Origin of the sequence: Peristeroidobacter agariperforans, assembly GCF_004138335.1 — a bacterium.
Lineage (GTDB): Bacteria > Pseudomonadota > Gammaproteobacteria > Steroidobacterales > Steroidobacteraceae > Steroidobacter > Steroidobacter agariperforans.
The window spans coordinates 151,148-175,236 of record NZ_RYFW01000005.1 but is presented as its reverse complement, the minus strand read 5'-3'; the positions used below and the strand labels follow the sequence as shown (position 1 = coordinate 175,236).

The 24,089-nt window shown below is 63.3% G+C and carries 14 protein-coding genes; 8 read left to right on the top strand and 6 right to left on the bottom strand.

The window, feature by feature from the left end; all coding sequences use genetic code 11:
- The first annotated feature begins 117 nt into the window (after positions 1–117).
- Genes EK373_RS28545 through EK373_RS28530 form a run of 4 tightly spaced genes read left to right on the top strand, consistent with a single transcriptional unit; the run spans position 118 to position 5,503 of the window.
- A complete protein-coding gene (locus EK373_RS28545) occupies positions 118–2,118 on the top strand; it encodes a TonB-dependent receptor plug domain-containing protein (RefSeq protein WP_198683719.1) in 2,001 nt (666 codons plus the stop codon).
- Positions 2,119–2,142: 24 nt separating this feature from the next.
- Entirely contained in the window at positions 2,143–2,688 is a 546-nt protein-coding gene (locus tag EK373_RS28540; RefSeq protein ID WP_157994584.1) for a YfiR family protein, read from the top strand.
- A gap of 14 nt (positions 2,689–2,702) precedes the next feature.
- Positions 2,703–4,988, top strand: coding sequence for an ATP-binding protein (locus EK373_RS28535; RefSeq protein WP_129648270.1), 2,286 nt, complete (start codon positions 2,703–2,705; stop codon positions 4,986–4,988).
- Positions 4,989–4,999: 11 nt separating this feature from the next.
- Complete coding sequence (locus tag EK373_RS28530; protein ID WP_129648268.1) at positions 5,000–5,503, top strand: low affinity iron permease family protein; 504 nt, start codon at positions 5,000–5,002, stop codon at positions 5,501–5,503.
- Positions 5,504–5,509: 6 nt separating this feature from the next.
- Here EK373_RS28530 and EK373_RS28525 read toward each other — a convergent pair whose 3' ends face one another.
- Genes EK373_RS28525 through EK373_RS28510 form a run of 4 tightly spaced genes read right to left on the bottom strand, consistent with a single transcriptional unit; the run spans position 5,510 to position 7,781 of the window.
- Positions 5,510–6,796 carry a phospholipase D-like domain-containing protein gene (locus EK373_RS28525; protein WP_129648266.1) on the bottom strand — a complete coding sequence of 429 codons (1,287 nt, stop codon included), beginning with the start codon at positions 6,794–6,796 and terminating at the stop codon, positions 5,510–5,512.
- Between the two features lie 51 nt (positions 6,797–6,847).
- Positions 6,848–7,120: a DUF5985 family protein gene (locus tag EK373_RS28520; protein WP_129648264.1), complete on the bottom strand. Its 273-nt coding sequence runs from the start codon at positions 7,118–7,120 to the stop codon at positions 6,848–6,850.
- Between the two features lie 3 nt (positions 7,121–7,123).
- Positions 7,124–7,387, bottom strand: a complete 264-nt coding sequence (locus tag EK373_RS28515; RefSeq protein WP_198683717.1) for a DUF5985 family protein — start codon at positions 7,385–7,387, stop codon at positions 7,124–7,126.
- Positions 7,388–7,391: 4 nt separating this feature from the next.
- Entirely contained in the window at positions 7,392–7,781 is a 390-nt protein-coding gene (locus tag EK373_RS28510) for a hypothetical protein (protein ID WP_129648262.1), read from the bottom strand.
- A 343-nt stretch (positions 7,782–8,124) separates the two neighbouring features.
- On the opposite strand from EK373_RS28510, the gene EK373_RS28505 reads away from it, so the two are divergent.
- From EK373_RS28505 to EK373_RS28490, 4 genes are all read left to right on the top strand, one after another.
- Entirely contained in the window at positions 8,125–14,904 is a 6,780-nt protein-coding gene (locus tag EK373_RS28505; protein WP_129648260.1) for a HAMP domain-containing protein, read from the top strand.
- A 17-nt stretch (positions 14,905–14,921) separates the two neighbouring features.
- On the top strand, positions 14,922–16,586 hold the full coding sequence (locus EK373_RS28500) for an ATP-binding response regulator (protein WP_198683716.1): 1,665 nt from the start codon (positions 14,922–14,924) through the stop codon (positions 16,584–16,586).
- Positions 16,587–16,622: 36 nt separating this feature from the next.
- Positions 16,623–17,273, top strand: coding sequence for a sensor histidine kinase (locus EK373_RS28495; RefSeq protein ID WP_129648256.1), 651 nt, complete (start codon positions 16,623–16,625; stop codon positions 17,271–17,273).
- Positions 17,274–17,458: 185 nt separating this feature from the next.
- Positions 17,459–20,545, top strand: a complete 3,087-nt coding sequence (locus EK373_RS28490; protein WP_129648254.1) for a TonB-dependent receptor — start codon at positions 17,459–17,461, stop codon at positions 20,543–20,545.
- Here EK373_RS28490 and EK373_RS28485 read toward each other — a convergent pair.
- Positions 20,542–22,281, bottom strand: a complete 1,740-nt coding sequence (locus EK373_RS28485) for an NADPH-dependent assimilatory sulfite reductase hemoprotein subunit (protein ID WP_129648252.1) — start codon at positions 22,279–22,281, stop codon at positions 20,542–20,544. The genes EK373_RS28490 and EK373_RS28485 overlap by 4 nt on opposite strands.
- Positions 22,281–24,086: an assimilatory sulfite reductase (NADPH) flavoprotein subunit gene (locus tag EK373_RS28480; protein ID WP_129648250.1), complete on the bottom strand. Its 1,806-nt coding sequence runs from the start codon at positions 24,084–24,086 to the stop codon at positions 22,281–22,283. The genes EK373_RS28485 and EK373_RS28480 overlap by 1 nt, the downstream gene beginning before the upstream one ends.
- Positions 24,087–24,089: the final 3 nt, after the last annotated feature.

Genomic DNA, 24,089 nt, shown 5'->3' with positions numbered 1-24,089 from the left:
ACAACAGTAGCAGAGGCCGTCCCCCGGTTTGTCCTTAATTCCGTGGCGCCAGTGGCTGGCGTACCGTCCTGCGGGCTTCCGGCGAAAACCACGAATCGAAGCGAAGGAGGCCGAGGGGTGACCGCGCCATCAGCACCGCTGGGACTGGCGATCGCGATCCATTTGATCGCGACCGCCGGCAGCGCGCTCGCGGCGGAGGACAACGTCATCATTCGCGACCCGACGTTCGAGCAGCTTGCAAGACTTACCGTCACTTCGGTCACGGGCACCGTGCGTCCGCAGTTCACGTCGCCTGCCGCTGCGTACGTGCTCACCGCCGAGGAATTGAACTACGTCGGGGTCAGAAATATTCCAGATGCCTTGCGCTATGCGCCGGGTATGCAAGTGTCGCAGTTCGACGCGGCCCGCTGGTCCATCTCGGCGCGAGGTTTCAACTCGATTGCGGTGGACAAACTGTTGGTGCTGGTCGATGGCCGGCCGGTGTACACGCCGCTCTGGTCCGGCGTGTATTGGGAACAACACGCGTGGCTCAGTCAGGATCTCGATCGCATCGAAGTGATCAACGGACCGGCCGGCTCCGTCTGGGGCGCCAATGCAATGAACGGCGTCGTGAACATCCTTTCGCACTCGACGCGCGACACACAGGGCACGGCGCTCACGCTCGGCACGGGCACCGAAGAGAAAGTCTTCGGCAGTTTCAGATACGGCGGCGCTGCCGGTGTGAACGCCTGGTATCGCGCCTATGTCGATTACACCCGGCGCGATGACACGGAATTGGGGAACGGTCAATCGAGCGGCGATGCCTGGGATATGGGCCGCATCGGCTTCCGGTACGACCGCGATGACGACGCGAACCGTATCTTTGTCAAAGCCGAAGCGCAGTCCGGCGATTTCAATCAGCCAGGCTTCATGCCCTCCCCTACGCCGCCATATCAGGCGCCGCCGCCGCGAGGCTACAACCGTGGCGGCTTCGTGCAAAGCAGCTGGTCCCGCCGGCTTCCAGCAGGGGCAGATGTGGCCGTCGGCGCGTGGTACGAACGGCTCGAACGACGACTGCAGCCGACCGATGAGCGCAGCGACACGTTCGACGTCGGAGTTCGTTATGGCACTCAGCTGGGCGGCGCGCACACCATCACCACCGGCGCGCTCTATCGCTATATCAAGCATGAGACCGCCTCCACGTTCCAGCTGACGTTCACGCCACCGAACCGAACGCTCCATCAGTGGTCGGTGTATGTGCAGGATGAGATACGACTCGAGGACCGCGTCGGCGCGACGCTCGGCGTCCGCGTGGAAGACAATCCCTTCACCGGGCTGGAATGGCAGCCGGACCTGCGTCTGAGCTGGAGCGTTACGGACCAGCAATTGCTCTGGGCTGCCGTCGGCCGGGCGGTGCGCACGCCCACCTTCGCCGATGAATCCCGCCGCTTCATCACTGAGGTCTCCCCACCCGGCAGCTTCGGGCCCGGCTCGCCGCCCGTGCTCAATGAAGTTCTGGGCGATCGCCAGCTGCAGTCGGAGGACTTGATCGCCTATCAACTCGGCTGGCGTGGGCGCTGGAACAACAACGCGATGTTGAGCGCCTCGGTGTTCTACAACGATTACGACCGCCTGATCCTGTATGAACCGCAGCCGCTCGATACCATGACTCTCGCCCCGGATTTCTGGCGCCTGGCGGTCGTGCCCGTCAATCGCGGCACAGCGCATGGGTCCGGCGCCGAGCTCGCCGGCATGTGGGAACCGGCGCCACGCTGGCGCCTGTTCGGGACGGTCTCGTACCTGGATCTGGAAGTGCAGCCCGCCGAGCTGCAGCTGGCGACAATCATTGGCGGTTCGACGGCACAAGTGCAGGCATCGCTGCGTTCCAATCTGGATCTGGGTAATGACTGGGAGCTCGGCGTCGGCCTGCGCTACGTCGAGGACTTGCCGGCCTTGAACGTGGACAGCTACGTCGGAGCGGAGGTGCGCGTGGCGAAAGAACTGACCGAAGGCGTGAAGCTTGCGCTCGTGGGCCAGAATCTGTGGGAACCTCGTCACGCGGAATTTCGCTCCGCCTCCTTTCCCATCGATCCCTATATCGAGCGCAGCATATATCTCGCCTTGACCTGGCGCAGGTAGGCGATGCGGTGGCTGGCGTGGCTAATGTTTCTTCCCGCCGTGCTGCTGACGGCAACAGCCAGCGCCGCGCCGGAATACAGCATCAAGGCTGGATATATTCTCCTGTTCACGCGCTACGTCGAGTGGCCCGCGAGCGCCTTTGCCACGCCCACGGCCCCGATTGTCGTGTGTGTATTGGGCTCAGATCCTTTCGGATCGGTGCTCGATGAGACCCTGGCCGGACAACTGAGCCAGAAGCGTCCCTTGAGCGTGCGCCGCGTGAGCGACGCGGGCGCGGCCGAACAGTGTCACGTGGTCTTCATCGGCGCATCGCCGACCCAGCCGCCGGCGAGCCCGCAAACGAGTCAATGGCTCGACACGCTCGCCAATCATCCAGTGCTCACGATCACTGAGACGCCCGAGACCCTCCAGCAGGGAGCCATGCTGTGTTTCGTGAGTGAAGTCGAAGGCGGTCAGGCCCGCATTCGTTTCGAAGCGAGTCTCCCGCCGATGCACCGCGCCGGTTTGACCGCGAGCTCGCAGATGCTGGTTGCGGCTCGCAAGGTTCATCGCGAAGCCCCTGGCATCTGAGCCGCGAGGAACCCATGAAACCGCTCGCCCTCAGCCACCTGCCACTGCAACGCAGAGTGCTGCTACTCGTGGGTTTGGCAGCGGTATTCTCTTTGCTGCTCGCCGTCGTCGCCGCGGCGATTTATGACTTCAGCACGTATCGGCCGCGCACCATCGAGCGGGCTCGCGCACAAGTGGAAAGCATCGCGGCGATCGTCACCGCAGCCGTGGAGTTTCAGGATGCGCGCACCGCGAACGAATATCTGAGCGAGCTCGGACGCGACCCCTCCATCGAAGCCCTCGCGATCGTGCAAGAGGACGGAACCGTCTTCGCCGAATATCACAGCCCGGGCACGCGTGTCAGGAATTTCGCCGATACTGGAGCGCGAGCGCAGCTGATTCATGCCGGGCGGATTCTCACCACCCACACGATCGATGCGGCCGGTCCGGCGCACGCCGATCTATGGATGGCGACGACGTTGATGCCGTTCGCCGATCGCATCTGGGAATATGCGCCGCTGCTCGGCGCTGTGGCGTTGTCGCTCTCAGTCCTCGCGATCATGCTGTCCATCACGCTTCGCCGCGCGATCTCCGAGCCCGTGCAGGCGCTTGCCGCGACCGCGCGCGATGTGACGCGGCTGCGTGACTATCGACGGCGTGTCTCGAGCGAAGGCAGCGATGAAGTCGGCCAACTGGCACGCGACTTCAACGCCATGCTCGATGCCGTCGAGGAACGCGAGCGAGCCTTGCGGCAGAGTGAGGAAACCGCGCATCGACAGCTGATCGAAATCGAAGCGATCTATGCCAACGCACAGGTCGGCCTGTGCGTGATCGACAACGAGCTGCGGTACGTTCGCATCAACAAGCAGATGATGGAAATGAGCGGACACCCGGCAGACGCGCTGATCGGGCGCACGCTCGAGGAGGCGACGCCCGAGCTTGCCACGGTGCTCGCGCCCATTTGCAGACAGGTGCTCACGACCGGCGAACCGGTCGCCAACATCGAGTACGCGAGTGCCGCGCCACCGGATGGAACGCAGCGCTACTGGATCGGCAACCACCACGCGCTGCTCGATGAGGTGGGCAACATCATCGGCGTGAACGTCGCGATCCACGACATCACCGATCGCAAGCGCGCCAACGAAGAGCGGGCGGCGCTCGAAACGCAGCTGCGTCAGTCGCAGAAGATGGAGGCGCTCGGCACGCTCGCCGGCGGCATCGCGCACGATTTCAACAACGTGCTGACCGCGATCTCGGGGAATGCCCAGCTCGCCATCGAAGATCTCACGCCGGAGCATCCGGCGACGCCCTCGCTGTACGAGATCAAACGCGCCACGGGGCGCGCCAAGGATCTGGTCCGTCGCATCCTGGCGTTCAGTCGTCCGGAGCAGAACATTCAGCATCTGATCGACCTGCGTCCGGTCGTCGAAGAAGCGCTGCGACTGTTGCGCGCGACCGTGCCGAAGATGATCGACATTCGTTTGGAAGCCGAGCCGGACCTGCCCGCGGTGATGGCCGATGCGACGCAGGTCCATCAGGTGCTGATGAACCTCGGCAAGAACGCCTGCGACGCCATGCAGAATCGCGGCGGGACGCTCACGATCCGGCTCGCGAGCGAACGCATCGATTCGCTGCTGCACAGTCCGTCGCCCGATCTGCACCCGGGCACTTATCTGCGCATCTCCGTCGAGGACACCGGCACCGGCATTCCCGCCGAGCTGATCGAGCGGGTGTTCGAGCCCTTCTTCACGACCAAAGGACACGGCGAAGGCACGGGGCTCGGGCTGTCGGTCGTGCACGGCATCGTCAGAGGTCACCGTGGCGCCATCCTGGTTCGTAGCAGACCTGGCACGGGCACCGTGTTCGATCTTTATTTTCCCGCCGCCGAGCGCGAGCCCGAGGATGCCTCGAAGGCTACTGCCGCCGCCACCACACCCGCCGGCCGCGGCGAGCATGTCCTCTATGTGGACGATGAAGATCAGCTGGTCGACCTGGTCACGCGAATGATGGAGCGCATGGGCTACAACGTCACCGGCATGACGCGCCCCGCCGAGGCCATCGATGCCGTGCGTGCCGATCCGACCACCTTCGATCTGGTCCTGACCGATCTGGGCATGCCCGGCATGAGCGGCATGGACCTGGCCGAAGAGCTGCTGCAGATCCGCCCTGACCTGCCCATCATCATCACCTCTGGCTACGTGCGCGCCGAGGATGCGCGGCGCGCGGAGCAAATCGGCGTGCGGGACGTTGTAATGAAACCCAACACCGTCGCCGAGATCGGTCAGCTCATTCGCGATCGTCTCGATGCATTGAAGAAATGATCGGAGCTCGCATGGCCAGCCACAGTCGCAATCGCACCTGGTTCACCCGTTTCGCCAAATCGACCGCTCGCGCCGCAGGCCACCCCGCCGTGTTTTGCGCAGCGCTGGCCATCATCGTGCTCTGGGCCGTGTGCGGCCCGCTGTTCGGCTTCAGCGATACCTGGCAGCTGATCATCAACACCAGCACCACCATCATCACCTTCCTGATGGTGTTTCTGATCCAGAACACCCAGAACCGCGACTCCGAGGCCATCCAGGTCAAGCTGGATGAACTGATCCGCTCCATCGACGGCGCGCACCTCGCGCTGCTCGACCTCGAAGAGCTCGAGGAGGAGGATCTGCAGCGGATCAGCAAAGGTTATCGGGAGCTCGCGCAGCAGGCTCGCAAGGAGTTGGACGAAGGCAAATCCGATACCGATGTGCGCGAGGTCGGCTCCTCCCATCGCAAGGAGCTCAGCGAACGGCAACGCTCCCACTCACGAAAAAAAGGGCACGCGAAGCGCGCCAGGCATTGACCGCCGTCAGAGCTGCGAAGCAAGCGCCGCGGCCGCGTTCTCCATGATCTTCTCGCTCAACGGTCGATGCAGCCAGGCCTGCAGCGTGATCTGCCGGGTGCGTTGCAAATCCTGCTCGAAGACTTTCGTCAGCGCTTGCGCGAACCGGGCATCGTAGACATTCAAATTGGCTTCGTCGTTGAGGCGAAACGAGCGCGTGTCGATATTGGTCGAGCCCACCGACACCAGCAGCCCGTCGACGATCAGCGTCTTGCAATGAAACATTGTCGGCTGGTACTCATAGATCTGCGCGCCGGCCGCCAGCAGCTCGCCCCACGACGCGCGCGAGGCCTTGCGCACGATCTCGGTATCGATGTCCTCGCCGGGCACGATGACCCGCACACGCACTCCTCGCTTCAGCGCGTCGATCAACACGCGCAGCGTCAGTTCGTCGGGCACGAAATACGAGGCGGACAGATCGATGGTCTTCGTGGCCGAGGAAAACGCGAGCAGGTACATCAAGAGCATGCTGTCCGCGCCGCCGGTGGGCGAACTGGTGAAGACCTGCCCGGCCGCATCACCCGTTGCTTCGAGCGCTGGGAAGTAGGCCTCACCGCGCAGCACGGCACCGGTCGCCTTGATCCAGTTGTCCATGAACGCGGCCTGCATCTGCGCCACCGCCGGGCCTTCGATGCGGTAGTGCGAGTCGCGCCAATGCTCATCGTCCTGCGCATCGCCCTCCCATTGATCGGCGATGCCGACCCCGCCGGTGAAGCCTACCTTGCCATCGACCACCAGCAGCTTGCGGTGCGTGCGATTGTTCATGCGGACCAGGTGATACCAGTGCAGCGGGTGATAGCGCTCGATGCGTATGCCCGCATTCGCCATCTCGTGCACCAGCACCTCATCCATCTTCTGGCTGCCCACCCAATCGATCAACACGTGCACCGGCACCTTGGCCCGGGAGCGCTCGATCAGTGCATCGGCGAACTCGCGACCGATGTCGCCCGACCAGTAGATGTAGGTTTCGAAGTTGATGCTACGGCGCGCGCCCCGGATGGCGGCGAGCATCGCCGGAAATATCTCATCGCCATTCTCGAAGTTCGCGACCCGGTTGCCCTTCAGAATGGGCGGACCGAGCAGCGTGCCGAGCTCATGCAGGAAACGCGGATCGTCGGTGGTGTAGCGATGCTCGACCTGGCGCTGGATGCGCCGCTCGGGTTGCACGAAATTCAGGGCGATGACGGTGAAGGCCACGGCGAGCAGCGCCCCGATCACGCCCGCGGCAACGATTTGCCTTCGGCTCCAACTCATGCCAGAGAAACGTTGTCGCCCCGGCGCTCGGTTCCGCCGATTCGGTGCCAGCTACTTCTTGCTCGACGGGCTGTCCCGGTTCTTGGCCACGATGGCGCCGAGAATCAGCAGGAACGCGACCAGCCGCACCATGTATATGACCGGACTGCCCTCGCTCGGCTTGTCCACCAGCAGGAACGCCATGCGGTTGATGCCTTCGATCGCGAACGCCAGCGCGAACGCAAAGAACAGCTTGTCACGGGTCTGGCGGTAGAACCGCCAGAAGAAGCCGGCGGCAGTCAGCGACGCCGTCACGATCACTCCCAGTAAGAAGCCCTCGACCATGACTCACTCGCTCTCGAAAACCAGCCCGTACACCAGCAGCAACATCGCCGCGGCGGCCGTGCTCAATCGCCACATGTAAAGACTCTGGTCCGCTCCCAGCACGACCAGGTCCACGAACAACAACACGTTCGATACCGTCAGGCCGGCGAAACACAGACCGCTCCACAACAACAGACGGCTGCGCGAGCGCGCGTAACCCCGCAGCAGCAGGATGGCGCTCGTGACGGTCACGATGGCGCCCAGCAAATAGACGAGCTTTGCCAGCATGGTGTTAGTCCTTGTCCTTGAGCCGGAACGCTCGCGCAAAGTCGCGCACGGAGCCCGAGGCGTTGGAATGAATGAAGCGGGTCAGTTGGACCAGCTGCGTGCGATAGGACTGTGCGACCTTCTCGAGCAGCGCGCTCTGCTCCGTCGAGCGTGGGACGTATTGATAAGTCGCCGGCGCCTGCTCGCTGCGCACGATCAGCGAGCGTCGCGTGAGATCTTCGAGAATGGTGCTCGCCTGCTTCTCGCTGACATAGATGCGCGCGGCCAGCTGCACCACTGTCCACACAGTGGCGGGTGCCTGAAAGAGCAACAACAGAGCCTCGAGATGAGGCACCGTGTCGATGCTATCGAGCAAGAACTGCTCGACTGCTGGATCAATCGCTCCTGCCGTCATCTCCCGTCCGTTCGACCTTTATTGCTCTTGCTCGTTATAATCATCGCCCGCTGAACCGCGTAAAACGCTTACCCGCAATGAAAGTTCCCGCTGTCAGGAACTTTCTTTCATCCGCAGGAGTAACGGACGTGTAATGGTTGCACGAGTGGCCTTGAATGGATAGGTTCCCAACCGCCTTCAGTAGCAACAACAACAGACGCTGCGCCGACCTGCGCCCGGTTCGTCCTCATTCGGAGCTTTGATGCAAACCCCCGCGAGAGTTCGTCGTCGGATCGCGAAAGCGCCTGTGAAAAAAATACCTGCCACGAAGGCCTCCGCCAGGTCGGTGGGCAAGAATGTCGCTATGAAGGCCCCCGTGCCGTTCGATTTGAAGAACCTCCTGCTCACGCTGCAGGCGGTGCGCGATGGCAACTTCTCGGTGCGGATTGCAGGTGACCATGAGGGCATCGAAGGCAAGATCGCCGAGACCCTGAATGACATCATCGCCGCGAATCAGCGCCTGTCCGAAGAGATGTCCCGCGCCGGTCAGCTGGTCGGCAAGGAAGGCAAGACGCGCCACCGCGTCGGCATCGATCGCCGCTCCGGCGCCTGGGGCGATATGGAAGGCTCGATCAATACGCTGATCGATGACCTGCTCTGGCCGACGACCGAAGTCACTCGCACCATCACCGCTGTCGCCAAGGGCGATCTGTCGCAAACCGTGCGGCTGGAAGTCGATGGCCGGCCCTTGAAAGGTGAATTCCTACGCTCGGCGACTATTGTTAACACGATGATCGAGCAGATGGGGCTGTTCACGTCCGAAGTGACGCGCGTGGCCCGCGAGGTCGGCACCGAAGGCAAGCTCGGCGGCCAGGCGTCCGTGCCCGGCGCCGCCGGCACCTGGAAAGACCTCACCGACAATGTGAATTCCATGGCCGGCAACCTGACCGGCCAGGTGCGAAACATCGCCGAGGTGGCAACCGCCATCGCCAGCGGCGACTTGTCTCGCAAGATCACCGCCAACGTCCGCGGCGAAATCCAACAGCTGAAAGAAGCCATCAACACGATGGTGGACCAGCTGCGCTCCTTCGCCTCCGAAGTGACGCGCGTGGCGCGTGAAGTGGGCTCCGAAGGCAAGCTCGGCGGCCAGGCCGTGGTGCCCGGCGTCGCCGGCACGTGGAAGGACCTCACCGATTCGGTGAACTCCATGGCCGGCAACTTGACCGGCCAGGTCCGTAACATTGCCGAAGTCGCGACCGCGATCGCGCGAGGCGACTTGTCGCGCAAAATCACGGTGGACGTGAAAGGCGAGATCCTGCAGCTGAAAGAAACCATCAATACGATGGTCGACCAGTTGAACGGCTTCGCCGCCGAAGTGACGCGCGTCGCGCGTGAAGTGGGCACCGAAGGCAAGCTCGGCGGTCAGGCCGAAGTGAAAGACGTGTCGGGCGTGTGGAAAGACCTCACCGACAACGTGAACTCCATGGCCTCGAACCTGACCGGCCAGGTCAGAAACATTTCCGAAGTGACCATCGCCGTCGCGAACGGCGACCTGTCGCGCAAGATCACGGTGGACGTGCGCGGCGAAATCCTGCAGCTGAAGGAAGCCATCAACACGATGGTGGATCAGCTGCGCTCGTTCGCCTCTGAAGTAACACGCGTCGCACGAGAGGTGGGCTCCGAAGGCGAGCTCGGCGGCCAGGCCATCGTGCCGGGCGTCGCGGGCACGTGGAAAGACTTGACCGACTCGGTCAACGCCATGGCCAAGAACCTCACCGGTCAGGTTCGTAACATCGCCGAAGTGACCACCGCCGTGGCTCGCGGTGACTTGTCCCGCAAGATCACCGTGGACGTGAAAGGCGAAATCCTGGAGTTGAAGGAAACCATCAACACGATGGTGGACCAGCTCAACGGCTTCTCCGCCGAAGTGACGCGCGTGGCGCGCGAAGTGGGCACCGAAGGCAAGCTCGGCGGCCAGGCCATCGTGCCCGGCATCAGCGGCGTGTGGAAAGACCTCACCGATAACGTGAACTCCATGGCCGGCAACCTGACCGGCCAGGTCAGAAACATTTCTGAAGTGACCATCGCCGTCGCGAACGGCGACTTGTCGCGCAAGATCACGGTGGACGTGCGCGGTGAAATCCTGCAGCTGAAGGAAGCCATCAACACGATGGTGGATCAGTTGCGCTCGTTCGCCTCCGAAGTGACCCGCGTGGCGCGAGAAGTGGGCTCGGAAGGCAAGCTCGGTGGTCAGGCGCTCGTGCCGGGTGTCGCGGGCACGTGGAAAGACTTGACCGACTCCGTCAACGCCATGGCCACCAACCTCACCGGCCAGGTCCGAAACATCGCCGAAGTGACGACGGCCGTGGCGCGAGGCGACTTGTCTCGCAAGATCACGGTGGACGTGAAAGGCGAGATCCTGCAGCTGAAAGAAACCATCAACACGATGGTCGACCAGTTGAACGGCTTCGCCGCCGAAGTGACGCGCGTCGCGCGTGAAGTGGGCACCGAAGGCAAGCTCGGCGGTCAGGCCGAAGTGAAAGACGTGTCGGGCGTGTGGAAAGACCTCACCGACAACGTGAACTCCATGGCCTCGAACCTCACCGGCCAGGTCCGAAACATCGCCGACGTGGCGACCGCCATCGCAAGCGGTGACTTGTCCCGCAAGATCACGGTGGACGTGCGTGGTGAAATTCTGCAGTTGAAAGAAACCATCAACACGATGGTGGATCAGCTGCGCTCGTTCGCCTCCGAAGTGACGCGCGTGGCGCGTGAAGTGGGCTCCGAAGGCAAGCTCGGCGGTCAGGCCTACGTGCCCGGCGCTGGCGGCACGTGGAAGGATCTCACGGACAACGTGAACTCCATGGCCTCGAACTTGACTGGCCAGGTTCGTAACATTGCCGAGGTCTCGACCGCCATCGCCCGCGGTGACTTGTCCCGCAAGATCACCGTGGACGTGAAAGGCGAAATCCTGCAGCTGAAGGAAACCATCAACACGATGGTGGACCAGCTCAATGGCTTCTCCGCCGAAGTGACGCGCGTCGCGCGCGAAGTGGGCACCGAAGGCAAGCTCGGTGGTCAGGCCGAAGTGAAAGGCATCAGCGGCGTGTGGAAGGACCTCACCGATAACGTGAACTCCATGGCCGGCAACCTGACCGGTCAGGTGCGAAACATTGCCGAGGTGGCCACAGCCATTGCGAACGGCGACTTGTCGCGCAAGATCACCGCCGACGTGAAAGGCGAGATTCTGCAGCTGAAAGAAACCATCAACACGATGGTCGACCAGTTGAACGGCTTCGCTGCCGAAGTGACGCGCGTCGCGCGCGAGGTCGGCACCGAAGGCAAGCTCGGCGGTCAGGCCGAAGTGAAAGACGTGTCGGGTGTGTGGAAGGACCTCACCGACAACGTGAACTCGATGGCGTCCAACCTGACGGGTCAGGTGCGAAACATCGCCGAGGTGGCGACCGCCATCGCGCGTGGCGACTTGTCACGCAAGATCACGGTGGACGTGCGCGGCGAAATTCTGCAGCTGAAAGAAACCATCAACACGATGGTCGACCAGTTGAACGGCTTCGCCGCCGAAGTGACGCGCGTGGCGCGTGAAGTCGGCACCGAAGGCAAGCTCGGCGGCCAGGCCATCGTGCCGGGCGTCGCAGGCACCTGGAAGGATCTCACGGACAACGTGAACTCCATGGCCTCGAACTTGACTGGCCAGGTTCGTAACATCGCCGAGGTCTCGACCGCCATCGCCCGCGGTGACTTGTCCCGCAAGATCACCGTGGACGTGAAAGGCGAAATCCTGCAGCTGAAGGAAACCATCAACACGATGGTCGACCAGCTCAACTCCTTCGCCGCCGAAGTGACGCGCGTGGCGCGCGAAGTCGGCACCGAAGGCAAGCTCGGCGGTCAGGCCACCGTGCCCGGCGTGGCCGGCACCTGGAAAGACCTCACCGACAACGTCAACACGATGGCGAACAACCTCACGAACCAGGTGCGCGGTATCGTGAAGGTGGTGACGGCCGTCGCGAACGGCGACCTGCGTCAGCGTCTCACCGTGGAATCCAAGGGTGAAGTCGCGGCGCTCGCCGAAACCATCAACAGCATGACGACGACGCTTGCGACCTTCGCCGATCAGGTGACGAGCGTGGCCCGTGAGGTGGGCGTGGAAGGACGACTCGGCGGCCAGGCCAACGTGCCAGGCGCTGCCGGCACCTGGAAAGATCTGACCGCGAACGTGAACCTGCTCGCCGCCAATCTCACGACGCAGGTGCGCGCCATCGCCGAAGTGGCGACCGCTGTGACCAGCGGCGACCTCACCCGCTCCATTCAGGTCGACGCGCGTGGCGAGGTGTCCGAGCTCAAGGACAACATCAACGCCATGATCGGCAACTTGCGCGAAACCACCGAGCGCAACACCGAACAGGACTGGCTGAAGACCAACCTCGCGAAGTTCAGCCGCATGATGCAAGGTCAACGCGACCTCGTGACCATGGGCGAGATGCTGCTCGCCGAGCTCGCTCCGCTGGTCGGCGCGCAGCAGGCCATTCTGTACATCGCCGAGCAGGAAGAGCAGCAAAAGGTGCTCAAGGAATTTGCGACCTACGCGGATGCGAATCCGGGCGAGCGTCGCGTCTTCGCGCTGCGCGAAGGTTTGGTGGGCCAGGCAGCCGCCGACGGTCGCCGCATCCTGCTCGAGAACGTCCCGCTCGACTCCATCCATGTGCGCAGTGGCTTGCTCGCCGCGCGCGCCCGCAACGTCATCGCCCTGCCGATTCTGTACGAAGGCCAGGCGAAGGCCGTGATCGAGCTCGCCTCGTTGCACGAGTACACCGCCTCGCAGCTCGCGTTTTTGGAACAGCTCGCCGGCAGTATCGGCGTCGTGCTCAACACGATCGAAGCGACGATGCGCACCGAAGGCCTGCTCAAACAATCGCAGGAGCTCGCGGGCGAGTTGCAGACTCAGCAGAAGGAGCTGCAGCAGACCAACGAAGAGCTCGCCAACAAAGCGATGCTGCTCGCCGAGCAGAACGCGGAGGTGGAGCGCAAGAACGAGGAAATCGAGCTGGCGCGTCGCGCGCTCGAAGAAAAAGCCACCGAGCTCGCGCTCACCTCGCGTTACAAGTCCGAGTTCCTGGCGAACATGTCGCACGAGCTGCGCACGCCGCTCAACAGCATCCTGATCCTCGGTCAGCAGCTGGCCGAGAACGCCGATTCGAATCTGTCGCCACGCCAGATCGAGTTCGCCAAGACCATTCACGGCGCCGGCACCGACCTGCTCAACCTGATCAGCGACATCCTGGACTTGTCGAAGATCGAGTCGGGCACGGTGACGGTGGAGTCCGAAGACCTGTTGTTCTCGCATCTGCGCGAGACCATCGAGCGCAACTTCCGTCACGAAGCCGAAGCGCGCGCCCTGCTCTTCAGTGCGGACTTCGATCCGGCGCTCGGCCGGCAGATCTCCACCGATCCCAAACGCCTGCTGCAGGTGTTGAAGAACCTGCTGTCGAACGCGTTCAAGTTCACCGCGCAAGGCAGCGTGATTCTGCGGGTGCGTCCGGCGGCCTCCGGCTGGAGTCCCGATCACCCCGTGCTCAATCAGGTCGCTACCGTCGTGGCGTTCTCGGTCACCGATACCGGTATCGGCATCGCGCCCGAGAAACAAAGAATCATTTTCGAAGCGTTCCAGCAGGCCGATGCCGGCACCTCGCGCAAATACGGCGGCACGGGCCTGGGCCTTGCCATCAGCCGAGAGCTTGCGCACCTGCTCGGTGGCGAGCTGCGTCTGGTGAGCGTGCCCGGTCAGGGCAGCACGTTCACGTTGTATATGCCGCTCACGTTCGTCGGCTCCGCCTACCGTCAAGCGAAGACGCAACCGGGCGGGAGCTCAACGCAGAACGCGCCGTTCCCGCCCCTGCCCTTGCCGCTGCGCGCCGAGGAATTGATCGACGATCGCCACGATCTGCAGCCCGGCGATCGGGTGCTGCTGATCATCGAGGACGATCCGCACTACGGCAAAGTGCTGCTGAACCTGGCTCGCGACAATGGCTTCAAGACCATCGTCGCGAAGACCGGCGCCGATGGCCTCGCGATGGCGCGCAAGCACTCACCGACGGCGATTTCGCTCGACGTGTTCCTGCCCGACATGCTGGGCTGGACGGTGCTCAATCAATTGAAACAAAGCCCGGCCACCCGGCACATCCCGGTGCAGATCCTCACCGTGGAGGAAGAGCGTCAGTACAGCCTGGAGCGCGGTGCGTACGCCTTCATGAACAAGCCTGCGACCACCGATGAGCTGGCCGGGGCCCTGCAAAGGATCCGCAACTTCGCGGCCGCGAATGTCCGCGAGCTGCTGGTGATCGAGGACGACCCGGCCGAACAGCTCAGTATCGCCGAGCTGATCGGCTTCGACGATGTGACCATCACGGCGGTCGGCAGCGGCCAGGACGCGCTGCAGGCCATGCGCACCAAGCAATTCGATTGCGTGGTGCTCGACCTGCGCCTGCCCGATGTTTCAGGGTTCGAGCTATTGGCCGAGATCCAGACCGACGCCAGACTGCGGGATACCCCGATCGTGGTATTCACCGGCCGCGACCTCTCGCCAGCCGAGGAGCAGGAGTTGCGCACCAAGGCCAAGAGCATCGTGCTGAAGGGCGTACGCTCGCCGGAACGGCTGCTCGATGAGACGGCGCTGTTCCTGCACCGGGTGGTGACCAACCTGCCGCCGGCCAAGCAAAAGATGATCGAAGCCCTGCACGAGGGCGATGAGCCGCTGCACGGGCGCAAGGTGCTGGTGGTGGACGATGACGTCCGTAACATTTTCGCCTTGAACAGCGTGCTGGAACGCCGCGGCATGCAGGTGATCAACGCCAGCAATGGCATGGACGCCATCAAACTGGTGGAATCTACCGACGACCTGTCACTGGTCCTGATGGACGTGATGATGCCGGAGATGGACGGCTACGAGACCATGCGACGGATTCGCGAAAACGCCCGATTCCGGCTGCTGCCCATCATCGCTTTGACCGCCAAGGCCATGAAGGGCGACCGGGAAAAGTGCCTGGAGGCGGGTGCATCTGACTATGTTGCGAAACCCGTCGATACAGCGCAGTTGCTGTCTCTGGTAAGAATGTGGCTGCAACCGTAACTTCATCCCCCAGAACCGTGAACGCGCCGCCTTTCAACGAGCGAGTCAACATCCTGCTGGTCGACGACCAGCCGAGTCGCTTGCTTTCCTACGAGTCGGTCCTGGCCGAGCTGGGGCAGAACCTGGTCAGCGCCCGCTCGGGCGAGGAGGCCCTGCAGCGCCTGCTCGAGGATGACTTCGCCGTCATCCTGCTGGATGTGAGCATGCCGGGCATGGATGGCTTCGAGACCGCGGCCATGATCCACGATCATCCGCGCTTCGAGAGCATTCCCATCATCTTCGTCACCGGCGTGCACGACTCCGAGTTCGATGCCCTCAAAGGCTATCGGCTGGGCGCGGTGGATTACGTATCGATTCCCCTCGTGCCGGAGATCCTGCGCAGCAAGGTCTCGGTGCTGGTCGAGCTGTACATGCAGCGCCGGGAGCTGCAGCGGCTCAACAACAGCCTCGCCGAGGCCAACGCCACCCTGCAAGCCGAGAAGGCGCGGGAGCTCGAGCGCGTCAATCGCAATCTGGAACAAGCCAACGCCGCCCTGCGCGACGCCGACCGTCACAAGGATGAGTTCATCGCGATCCTGGCGCACGAGCTGCGCAATCCCCTCGCCCCGATCCGGGCGGCGGTGGATGTGATGTCGCTCATGCCGCTCGATCATCCGCAACTGCGCTGGGCTCGCGAAGTCATCGATCGGCAGACGACGCATCTGAGCCGCCTGGTCGATGATCTGCTCGATGTCTCGCGCATCTCGCGCGGCACGATCAAGCTCAACAAGGAATTGCTGACGCTGCGGACCATCCTCGATCGCTCGGTCGAGGCGGCGCAGCCCATCATCTCGGCGCACCACCACGAGCTGCAGATCGAATGTCTGGCCGCGCAGGCCACCGTCGAGGGCGATCCGACCCGCCTGGTCCAGATCCTGAGCAACCTGCTCAACAACGCGGCGAAATATATGCAGGCGAGCGGCACCATCCTGCTTCGGGCCAGCGTCGACGCCGAGCACGCCGTGTTCGCGGTGAAGGACTCCGGCATCGGCCTTACTTCCGAGGCGCTGCCGAAGCTGTTCAATCTGTTCTCGCGCGTCCACGAGGATGAAGGTCATCTGCCGAGCGGCTTGGGCATCGGCCTCGCGCTCGTGCGTCAGCTCGTCGAGCTGCACGGAGGCACGGTCCATGCCACGAGTCCCGGCCCGAATCGCGGCAGCGAGTTCACCGTTCGCCTGCCCTTGACCTCGAGCGTCGTCCCGGTGGTTGCCTTCGATGAGATCGCCCCAGCATCGGGCACAGCTCGGGCGCTGCGCGTGTTGGTCGCCGATGACAATGCGGACGCGTTGGAGAGTCTCGCCCTATTGCTGGAGGTCTGCGGCCATGAAGTCCGCAAGGCCTCGGACGGGCAGGAAACCCTGCAGGCCGTGACGGCCTGGCGCCCCGACGTGGCGCTGCTCGACATCGGCATGCCCATCCTCGATGGCTATGAAGTCGCCCGGCGCATCCGCAGCGAGCCGTGGGGCACGCAACTGTTTCTGGTCGCCGTCAGTGGTTGGGGCCAGAGCGAGGACCGCCAGCGCGCCACCGATGCCGGCTTCGACCTGCACTTCAGAAAACCCATCGGCCTGCCCATTCTGGAAGGAATTCTGGAAAAAGCGCAGCGACTGAATGCCGAAACGGTCGTAAAGTCCGACACCTGAAGTTTTTCTCGCCACGGTCGGCGCAAAATTTACACAGTGAACGATATTTCTTTGCTGGAGGACGCGCTGTGCGCGTATCTCAACCGTCGCTGCCGGCGCGCTTACGGGCACGACCTGCGCAATGGGCTGCAGGGCATTTTTGGCGGCGTCGACGCCCTGACCCGTGCGGCCCGCTCGACCACGAGCGGCAAGCCGCTCGCTGTGCCGCTCGAACAATTGACGACGTTCGTCCAACAAGCGATCGCCAATCACGAGCGCGGCTTGGAACGCGTGCTCGAGCACCTGGCCCCCGAACGGCACGAGCCCGGCCCGATCTCCTGCCGGGAGCTGCTCATCGAGCTCGCACGCTTTCTCACAAACGATGCCGCCCGTAACAGCGTACGCATCCGCCAGGATTTCCACGACGATCTGAAAACCACGACGGTGGTCGCGCGGCTGCGTTTGATTTGCCTAGCACTGCTGACCGACAGCATCGATGCTCTCGCAGGCGGTGGTGAGATCCGAATCTCCGGACGTACGAGCGAGGGCCGCGTGCAGTTCGAGATCACCGATACACGCACCGGGCCGCGGCCCGTGTCATTCGTGAGCGATGCGATCGAACGTCTGGTCGCAGAGCTGTCGGGTCGGCTCGAAAGCAAACAAAACGAAACGGGCGGGCTCGCGGTCCGAGTCGAGCTGCCGGCCTGATCCAAGCCCGGCATTCGGTTGACCGAACAATTTCGACACCTGAACGCGCATTGACGGAATCGCTTCACGGGTGCTAACTAACCGCCGGTACTTTGTTAGCGCTCTCACCGTTGTGAATACAATCATGGCCTGATGTCGGGGGATTTCGACGGCCACTGCCCAACGAATGTTTGGGGGGAATTTGTATGAAGCAGTTCATCGCTCGCCCTCGCTCGACCGGCACCCTCGCCGCCACGCTGCTCGCCGCCGGCGTCTCGACCGCCCCGGCGCAACAGGCACAACCACCGGCGCAGTCTCAGTCTCAGGAACTCGAGGAAGTGGTGGTCACCGGCTTCCGGCAAAGTTTGCAGGACTCCACCGAGGCCAAGCGCGACTCGGTCGGCTTCGTCGACGCCATCTTTGCCGAAGACATCGGCAAGTTTCCGGACACCAATATCGCCGAATCTTTCCAACGCATTCCGGGCATCCAGATCAGCCGGGAAATCAGCGGCGAAGGCACCACCGTCGCCATTCGCGGCCTGAACACCAATTTCACGCGCGTGTTGTTGAACAACTCGCCGGTCGCGGTGGCGACCGCTCCGCAAGAAGGCTCGGGTGCGAACCGCGAAGTGCCGCTCGACATGTTTCCACCGGAATTGTTTTCCAAGCTCGAGGTGTTCAAAACGCCGACTGCGAGCATGGTCGAAGGCGGCGCGGCGGGCACGATCAATATGCGCATGGCGCGGCCCTTCGATACCGAAGGTCCGCATCTCACTTATTCCCTGCAAGGCACCGACAACAGCAACGGCAACGATCTTGGCGGTCGTGCCGCGTTGATCGCGAGCAACACCTGGGACCGCTTTGGCGTGCTGGCTGGCGTGACCGCGGTTCGCAACAAGGTCGCAACCACGGGGTTCGAATCGGTGGGCTGGGCGAACCTCGCCCTGACACCAGAACAGTGCGGCACCTCTCCCTGCAACACGACGCAAGGCAATGGCCCTGCCACTGTGCCTACCGTTCCGACCAATGCGAGCACGATCGGCGCCGGCCTCGCACCCGGCACGCCGGTCGATCAAGCATTCCTGCTGGCGAACAATCCAGGCCGCACCATCCGGCAAATCGACAACGCCGTGATCCCGCGACTGGGCCGGACGATGTTCGAAGAAGGCGACCGCGATCGTTACAACGCGGTCGTGAGCCTGGAATTCCGCCCCAGCCAGAACATGCAGTTCTTCCTCGATTCGATGTACGGCAAGCAGGACAGCGATTTCCATCGACAGGCGACGGCGTGGGGAATTCGCGCGGGCAGCCAGGGCGGCCGGCCGATCCCGACGCAGTTGCAGGTCGATCGTGACAACTGCGACAACGGCTGTGTCGCCACCGCGGGCGTGTTTCCGAACTCACAATTCCTGCTGGAGTTTCGGCCCTATATCGAGGAGTCCGAGTTCTGGGGCACGAATCCCGGCATGACCTGGCAGATTGCAGAGCAATGGAATCTCGACGTGCAGGCCAATTACACCAAGAGCAAGTTTTCTCGCCAGGCCTCGACCGCGCTGTTCATCTCCGACACCACCACCGTCAATTTCGACAACGGCGGTGGCGATACGCCGACCATCGCTTCGAGCGTGGATCTGAACGATCCAAACAGCTGGCAGTGGCTGATCACCGATCGCGGCGGCACGGACGTGGGTCGCGTCAACCTGCAAGACGAGAAACGCGAGACCGAAACGACGGGCGCTCGATTCGCGCTGACCTGGGGCGACAGCCAGTTCAATATCAGCGGTGGCGCCGCTTACGACGAGGTGTCACGCGATATCCGTCCATTCGCGGCCGATGCGCAATGGCAGGCGCAGGTCTGCGGCGGCAATCCGGGCAACTTCCAGGTCAATCCCAATGGCCAGCCCGGTTGCCGCGGCGAGACCGAAGGCGAGATCGCGCCCATCCTCGCCACGCCCGGGCAGACGATCTATCCAGGCTATGCCGGACCGTACGGCGGTTCGCTGATCCCGAATGCGGCGGTCCCAGGATTTCTGCGCGCCTCCCGATACGGAATCGCGACCGTGAACTGGGACGCCTTCCGTCGTGCGTCGAACTATGACGCGACTCGCGCAGCGGCGCCGGAAGCCGGGTCCACTCCGTCGACGGCTAATTGGGGCTCGATCGAGGAGGACGTCACCGCGGTGTTCACTCAGGTCAATGGCGATATGGATATCGGCGAGCAGCGCCTGCGATACAACGTCGGCGTGCGCTACGTCGAGACCGATCAGTTGGTGACCTCTCGCCTCACCTTCCCCAATCCTGCCAACACACCGACGACGCCCGACGGTCAACGGCTCGGCGATGTCGTCAATATCGTGCCGCGCGAGTCGACCTATGAGAACTGGCTGCCCTCGGCGAACGTGTCGTTCAATCTGACGGAGAAGGCCATCGTGCGTGCGGGCCTGTCGAAGACGATGACGCGCGCGAATCCCACCGACATGTTGCTGGGTCTGTCGATCCGTAACGCCGATGTGTCTCAGGTCGACTTGGGCAATCCGGAGCTGAAGCCGTACGTCTCGGACAACCTCGATCTGGGCTTCGAGTACTACACCGGCGACGAAGGCTACATTGGCGCGGCCGCCTTTCGCAAAGGCATCGACGGCTTCACGCAGCGCCAGTCGCAGTTCATTCCATTCTCGGAGCTCGCGCAATACGGCGTGACGCTCGACACGCTCGCCCAACAACAGCGCGACGCGGTCGAGGGGCGTGGCGGCAACGACGCCATCGTCGAACTGCGCCAGACCGTCAATGCCAGCGGTCGATTGACGATCAACGGTCTGGAATTCAACTGGGTGCAGCCGCTCGGTGTCCTGTTGAGCGGGCTCGACGGCCTCGGTTTCGCGGCGAACTACACCATCATCGATCAGAAGGGCGAAGGCGCTGCGCCCGCGATTGCCATCGGTGTTCCGCCCGAGAGCTATAACGCGACGCTCTACTACGACAAACATGGCATCAGCGCGCGCGTCTCGGTCACCCACAGCCAGGGCTCGCAAGGCAGCGGCCCGAACAGCAATCAGTCGGGCGTGGTAGGCGCCGAGCTGTTCGGCGACGACTACACGCAGTATGACTTCTCTTCCAGCTTCGACTTCACCGAAATGTTCGGCTGGCCAGAACTCGTGCCGCAGCTCACGCTCGATGTCGTCAATATCAGCGAGGAGCCGCGGCGCTCGTATCAGCAGTTCTCGAATGCGCCGTACAGCTATTTCGAGTCCGGCCGAGTCGTGATGGTGGGTCTGCGCGGACGGTTCGACTAGAGCGCGGGCGACTGGGCAAGTTGAAATCGCCGCCCGTCGAGCATCATCGGCACGACGCCCGTGCGCACGAGAAAATCGCCGAAGCACTCGCCCGCGGATCGTTCGCGTGCGTATGCGGCGAGCAAGGGCCGCAGCGTATCCAGGATCTGCAGCTCTCCGATGTTCTCCCGATGGAGCGCATTCAATCGCTCGCCTCGCACCGTGCCGCCGAGATAGAGGTTGTATTTTCCAGGCGCCTTGCCGACCAGGCCGATCTCGGCGAGGAACGGTCGCGAACACCCGTTGGGGCAGCCGCTCATGCGAATGGTGATGGGCGTGCCCGCGAGCCCGACTTCACTCATGAGAATATCGAGCTTGCTCAGCAACGAGGGCAGATAGCGCTCGCTTTCCGCCATCGCAAGCCCGCACGTCGGCAGGGCCACGCAGGCCATGGCATGGCGCTCCAACGCTTTGGAATTTGCAATCGCCTGCAATCCGCCCGCGCGGAGCAACTCGTCGATCCTCGCACGATCGGCTTGCGCAACCCCGGCGAGCGTCACGTTCTGATTGGTCGTCAAGGCGAACGTCACCGGCACCTGCCGAGCGATCTCTCGCAGCGTGCTCATGAGCGGCGCTTCGGGCGAGTCCGCAATGCGTCCGTTGCGAATGAACAGCGTACCGTGCCACCGACCATCCTCGCCCTGGCGCCAGCCATACTGATCGCCATTGCTCTCGAACTGGAAGTCGCGCGCCCGCTGAAGCGGCTTGCCGAGACGGCGCGCCAGCTCCTGCTTGAACCATTCGATGCCTCGGTCTTCAATCGTGTACTTGAAGCGAGCGTGCGCGCGATCGAGCCGATCGCCGAAGTCCCGCTGAATGCACATCGTGTGCTCGCCGACCGCGCCGATGTCGGCCGCGTCGCAGAACCCAGCGATCGAGCTGAGCCTCGGAAAGGTTGCGGGCACTTTGTGCGTCATGCCCATGCCGCCGCCGACCAGTACGTTGTAGCCGGCGATGGCGCCGCGCTCGACGATGGCGACGAATCCGAGATCGTGTGCATAGATATCTACGTCGTTGCACGGTGGGACCGCGATCGCGATCTTGAACTTGCGCGGCAGATAGGTTGGCCCGTAGAGCGGCTCCTCGTTCTCCGGCGGCGACGGTTGCGCACGCTCCTGTAATAGCACCTCCCGATAGGCGCCAGTACGCGGCATCAAACGTTCGCTCAATGTCCTCGCAGTCAGGGTCGCCTGCGCGTGCGCCTGCGAAAGCAGCGGATTGGAGGTGCAGATGACATTGCGATTGTCATCGCCGCAAGCGGCGATTGTGTCGAGCCCCGCGGCCACGAGCCCTTGAAGGTGCCGCGAGAGGTTGTGCTTGAGCACGCCGTGAAATTGGAACGTCTGACGCGTGGTCAAGCGCAGCTCGCCGTTGGCAGTGGCGCGTGCCTGCGCATCCAATGCCAGCCATTGTTCGGCCGTGCAGACGCCACCGGGCAGGCGCACGCGGACCATGAACTGATAGAGCGGCTCGAGGCGCGATACCCGACGCTCTTCCCGCAGGTCCCGGTCGTCCTGCTGATAGACGCCAAAGAACTTGGTGAGCAACGCGTCGTCAGCCGCGATGCTCGCACTGACCGGGTCCGCGAGGCTTTGCTCGAGCGTGCCTCGCAGATAACGGCTGCGCAGCTTGAGCTGCTCATTCGAGTGCAATTGCTCGACGGGCGTCGACAGATCGTTCTTGCGGCTGGCGTTCATCAGTAGACGTCCCGTTGATAGCGACGCTCGCGCTGCAGATTCAACATGAACTCCTCGACCTGCTCCTCGCCGAGTCCACCATGGCGGGCCACGACCTCACGGATCGCCGTGTCCACGTCGGGCGCCATCTGCTGAGCATCGCCGCAGACGTACACGTACGCGCCCTCTCGCAACCATTCATAGAAGCTCGCACCGTGCTCTCGTATCCGATGCTGGACGTACAGCTTCTCGTTGCCATCGCGCGAGAAAGCCACGTCGAGACGATGCAAGGCGCCCCGCCTGCGCCAGTCCAGCCATTCGGTCTGGTACAGAAAATCGTGGCGCAAGGTCCGATCGCCAAACAGCAGCCAGCTCCTGCCACGGGCACCGAGCGCTTCGCGCTCGGCGATGAACGAGCGAAACGGTGCGACGCCGGTGCCCGGACCGATCATTACGATCGACGCGTGGGGATCCGCGGGCAAACGAAACGCCGGATTGCGATGCGGATAGACAGCGATGCGAGCTTGCGCATCCGTGGCGCTGGCGAGTGCCGTCGACACCACGCCGCCGTGCACGCGGCCTCGCGATTCGTAAGTCACGATACGCACGGTGAGATGGACTTCCTCAGGCGTTGCGTGCGGGCTGGATGCGATCGAGTACAGGCGTGGCGCAAGCGGCCGCAGAATTTTCACCAGCTGCTCAGGCCCGATGCCCCGCGGTGGATACTCGGCCACCAGCTCCTGAAAGTCATAGCCACGCAGCGCCGTGTCCAGTTGCTGCGGCGTGGATGTCTGCAAAAAATTCGACAAGGCTCGATGTGCGGTCAGCTCCGCATAGCGCTCGAGCACACGACGATTCAGCGGCCCGATATCGAGCTGATCGGTCAGCGCTGCCCGCAAGGACATACTGGCCCCACCGATCTCGATCGCCGATTCGGGATCGAACGGCAGGCGCTCGAGGACCGCATCGACGTGCGCCGCCCGATTGCGAGGCACGACACCGAGCGCGTCGCCTGGCTCATAATGAATGCCCGAGCCCTCGAGCGACAGCTCGATGTGACGAACGTCCTTGCTCGAGTCTCTTGCCGTGAGACGGATGTTTGCAAGGACCGGCGCCTGCCAGGGATTCTTCCTCGTGTAAGCCGTCGCGATGGTTGCGCTCGGGCGCACCTGGATGGCGGGCTGCGCGCTCTCGCCCTGAGCCTTGGTCAAGGACGAGACGACCGCCTCGATCCAGCGATTCGCGCTCGCCTGAAAATCCACATCGCACTCGATGCGCTCATGCAGCCGCTGCGCGCCCAGACTTTCGAGCTGCGCATCGAAGCGACGGCCGACCTCACAGAAGCGCTCGTAGCTGGAATCACCGAGCGCGAGCACCGAGTACTTCAGATGCGCGAGTTTCGGCGCCTTGCGACCATGGAGCAGATCGTAAATGGGACGGGCGCGGTCGGGCGGATCGCCCTCGCCATGCGTGCTCACGATCACGAGCAGGTGTCGCGCCTGCTCGAGATCGGCCTTGCGACAATCGAGCATGTCGAGCACGACCCGGCTCACGCCGGCACCCGCCAGCGCTTCATCGAGACGTTTCGCGAGCGCCTCGCAGTTGCCGCTCTGCGAGCCGAACAGAATCGTCGCGGTCGGTACGACGTTCGAGGCGGCGGCGGTCGCAACGCCGCCGCCCATCCCGATCGATCCGAGCAGATAGCCGCTCAGCCACGCGCGCTGACCCGAATCGAGTCGGCCGACGAGCCGACGGACTTCGTCGGCCAGCGACGGCTCGAATGGAAATGCATCGGCCGCCGGCCGTGCGATCGCAGAGTCGGTCATGAT

What these genes read in the sequence shown, in the direction of transcription:
- EK373_RS28540 (WP_157994584.1), top strand. Translation starts at nt 2,143, where the DNA reads ATGTTTCTTCCCGCCGTGCTGCTGACGGCAACAGCCAGCGCCGCGCCG.
- EK373_RS28535 (WP_129648270.1), top strand. Translation starts at nt 2,703, where the DNA reads ATGAAACCGCTCGCCCTCAGCCACCTGCCACTGCAACGCAGAGTGCTG.
- EK373_RS28530 (WP_129648268.1), top strand. Translation starts at nt 5,000, where the DNA reads ATGGCCAGCCACAGTCGCAATCGCACCTGGTTCACCCGTTTCGCCAAA.
- EK373_RS28525 (WP_129648266.1), bottom strand. Translation starts at nt 6,796, where the DNA reads ATGAGTTGGAGCCGAAGGCAAATCGTTGCCGCGGGCGTGATCGGGGCG.
- EK373_RS28520 (WP_129648264.1), bottom strand. Translation starts at nt 7,120, where the DNA reads ATGGTCGAGGGCTTCTTACTGGGAGTGATCGTGACGGCGTCGCTGACT.
- EK373_RS28515 (WP_198683717.1), bottom strand. Translation starts at nt 7,387, where the DNA reads ATGCTGGCAAAGCTCGTCTATTTGCTGGGCGCCATCGTGACCGTCACG.
- EK373_RS28510 (WP_129648262.1), bottom strand. Translation starts at nt 7,781, where the DNA reads ATGACGGCAGGAGCGATTGATCCAGCAGTCGAGCAGTTCTTGCTCGAT.
- EK373_RS28505 (WP_129648260.1), top strand. Translation starts at nt 8,125, where the DNA reads ATGAAGGCCCCCGTGCCGTTCGATTTGAAGAACCTCCTGCTCACGCTG.
- EK373_RS28490 (WP_129648254.1), top strand. Translation starts at nt 17,459, where the DNA reads ATGAAGCAGTTCATCGCTCGCCCTCGCTCGACCGGCACCCTCGCCGCC.
- EK373_RS28485 (WP_129648252.1), bottom strand. Translation starts at nt 22,281, where the DNA reads ATGAACGCCAGCCGCAAGAACGATCTGTCGACGCCCGTCGAGCAATTG.
- EK373_RS28480 (WP_129648250.1), bottom strand. Translation starts at nt 24,086, where the DNA reads ATGACCGACTCTGCGATCGCACGGCCGGCGGCCGATGCATTTCCATTC.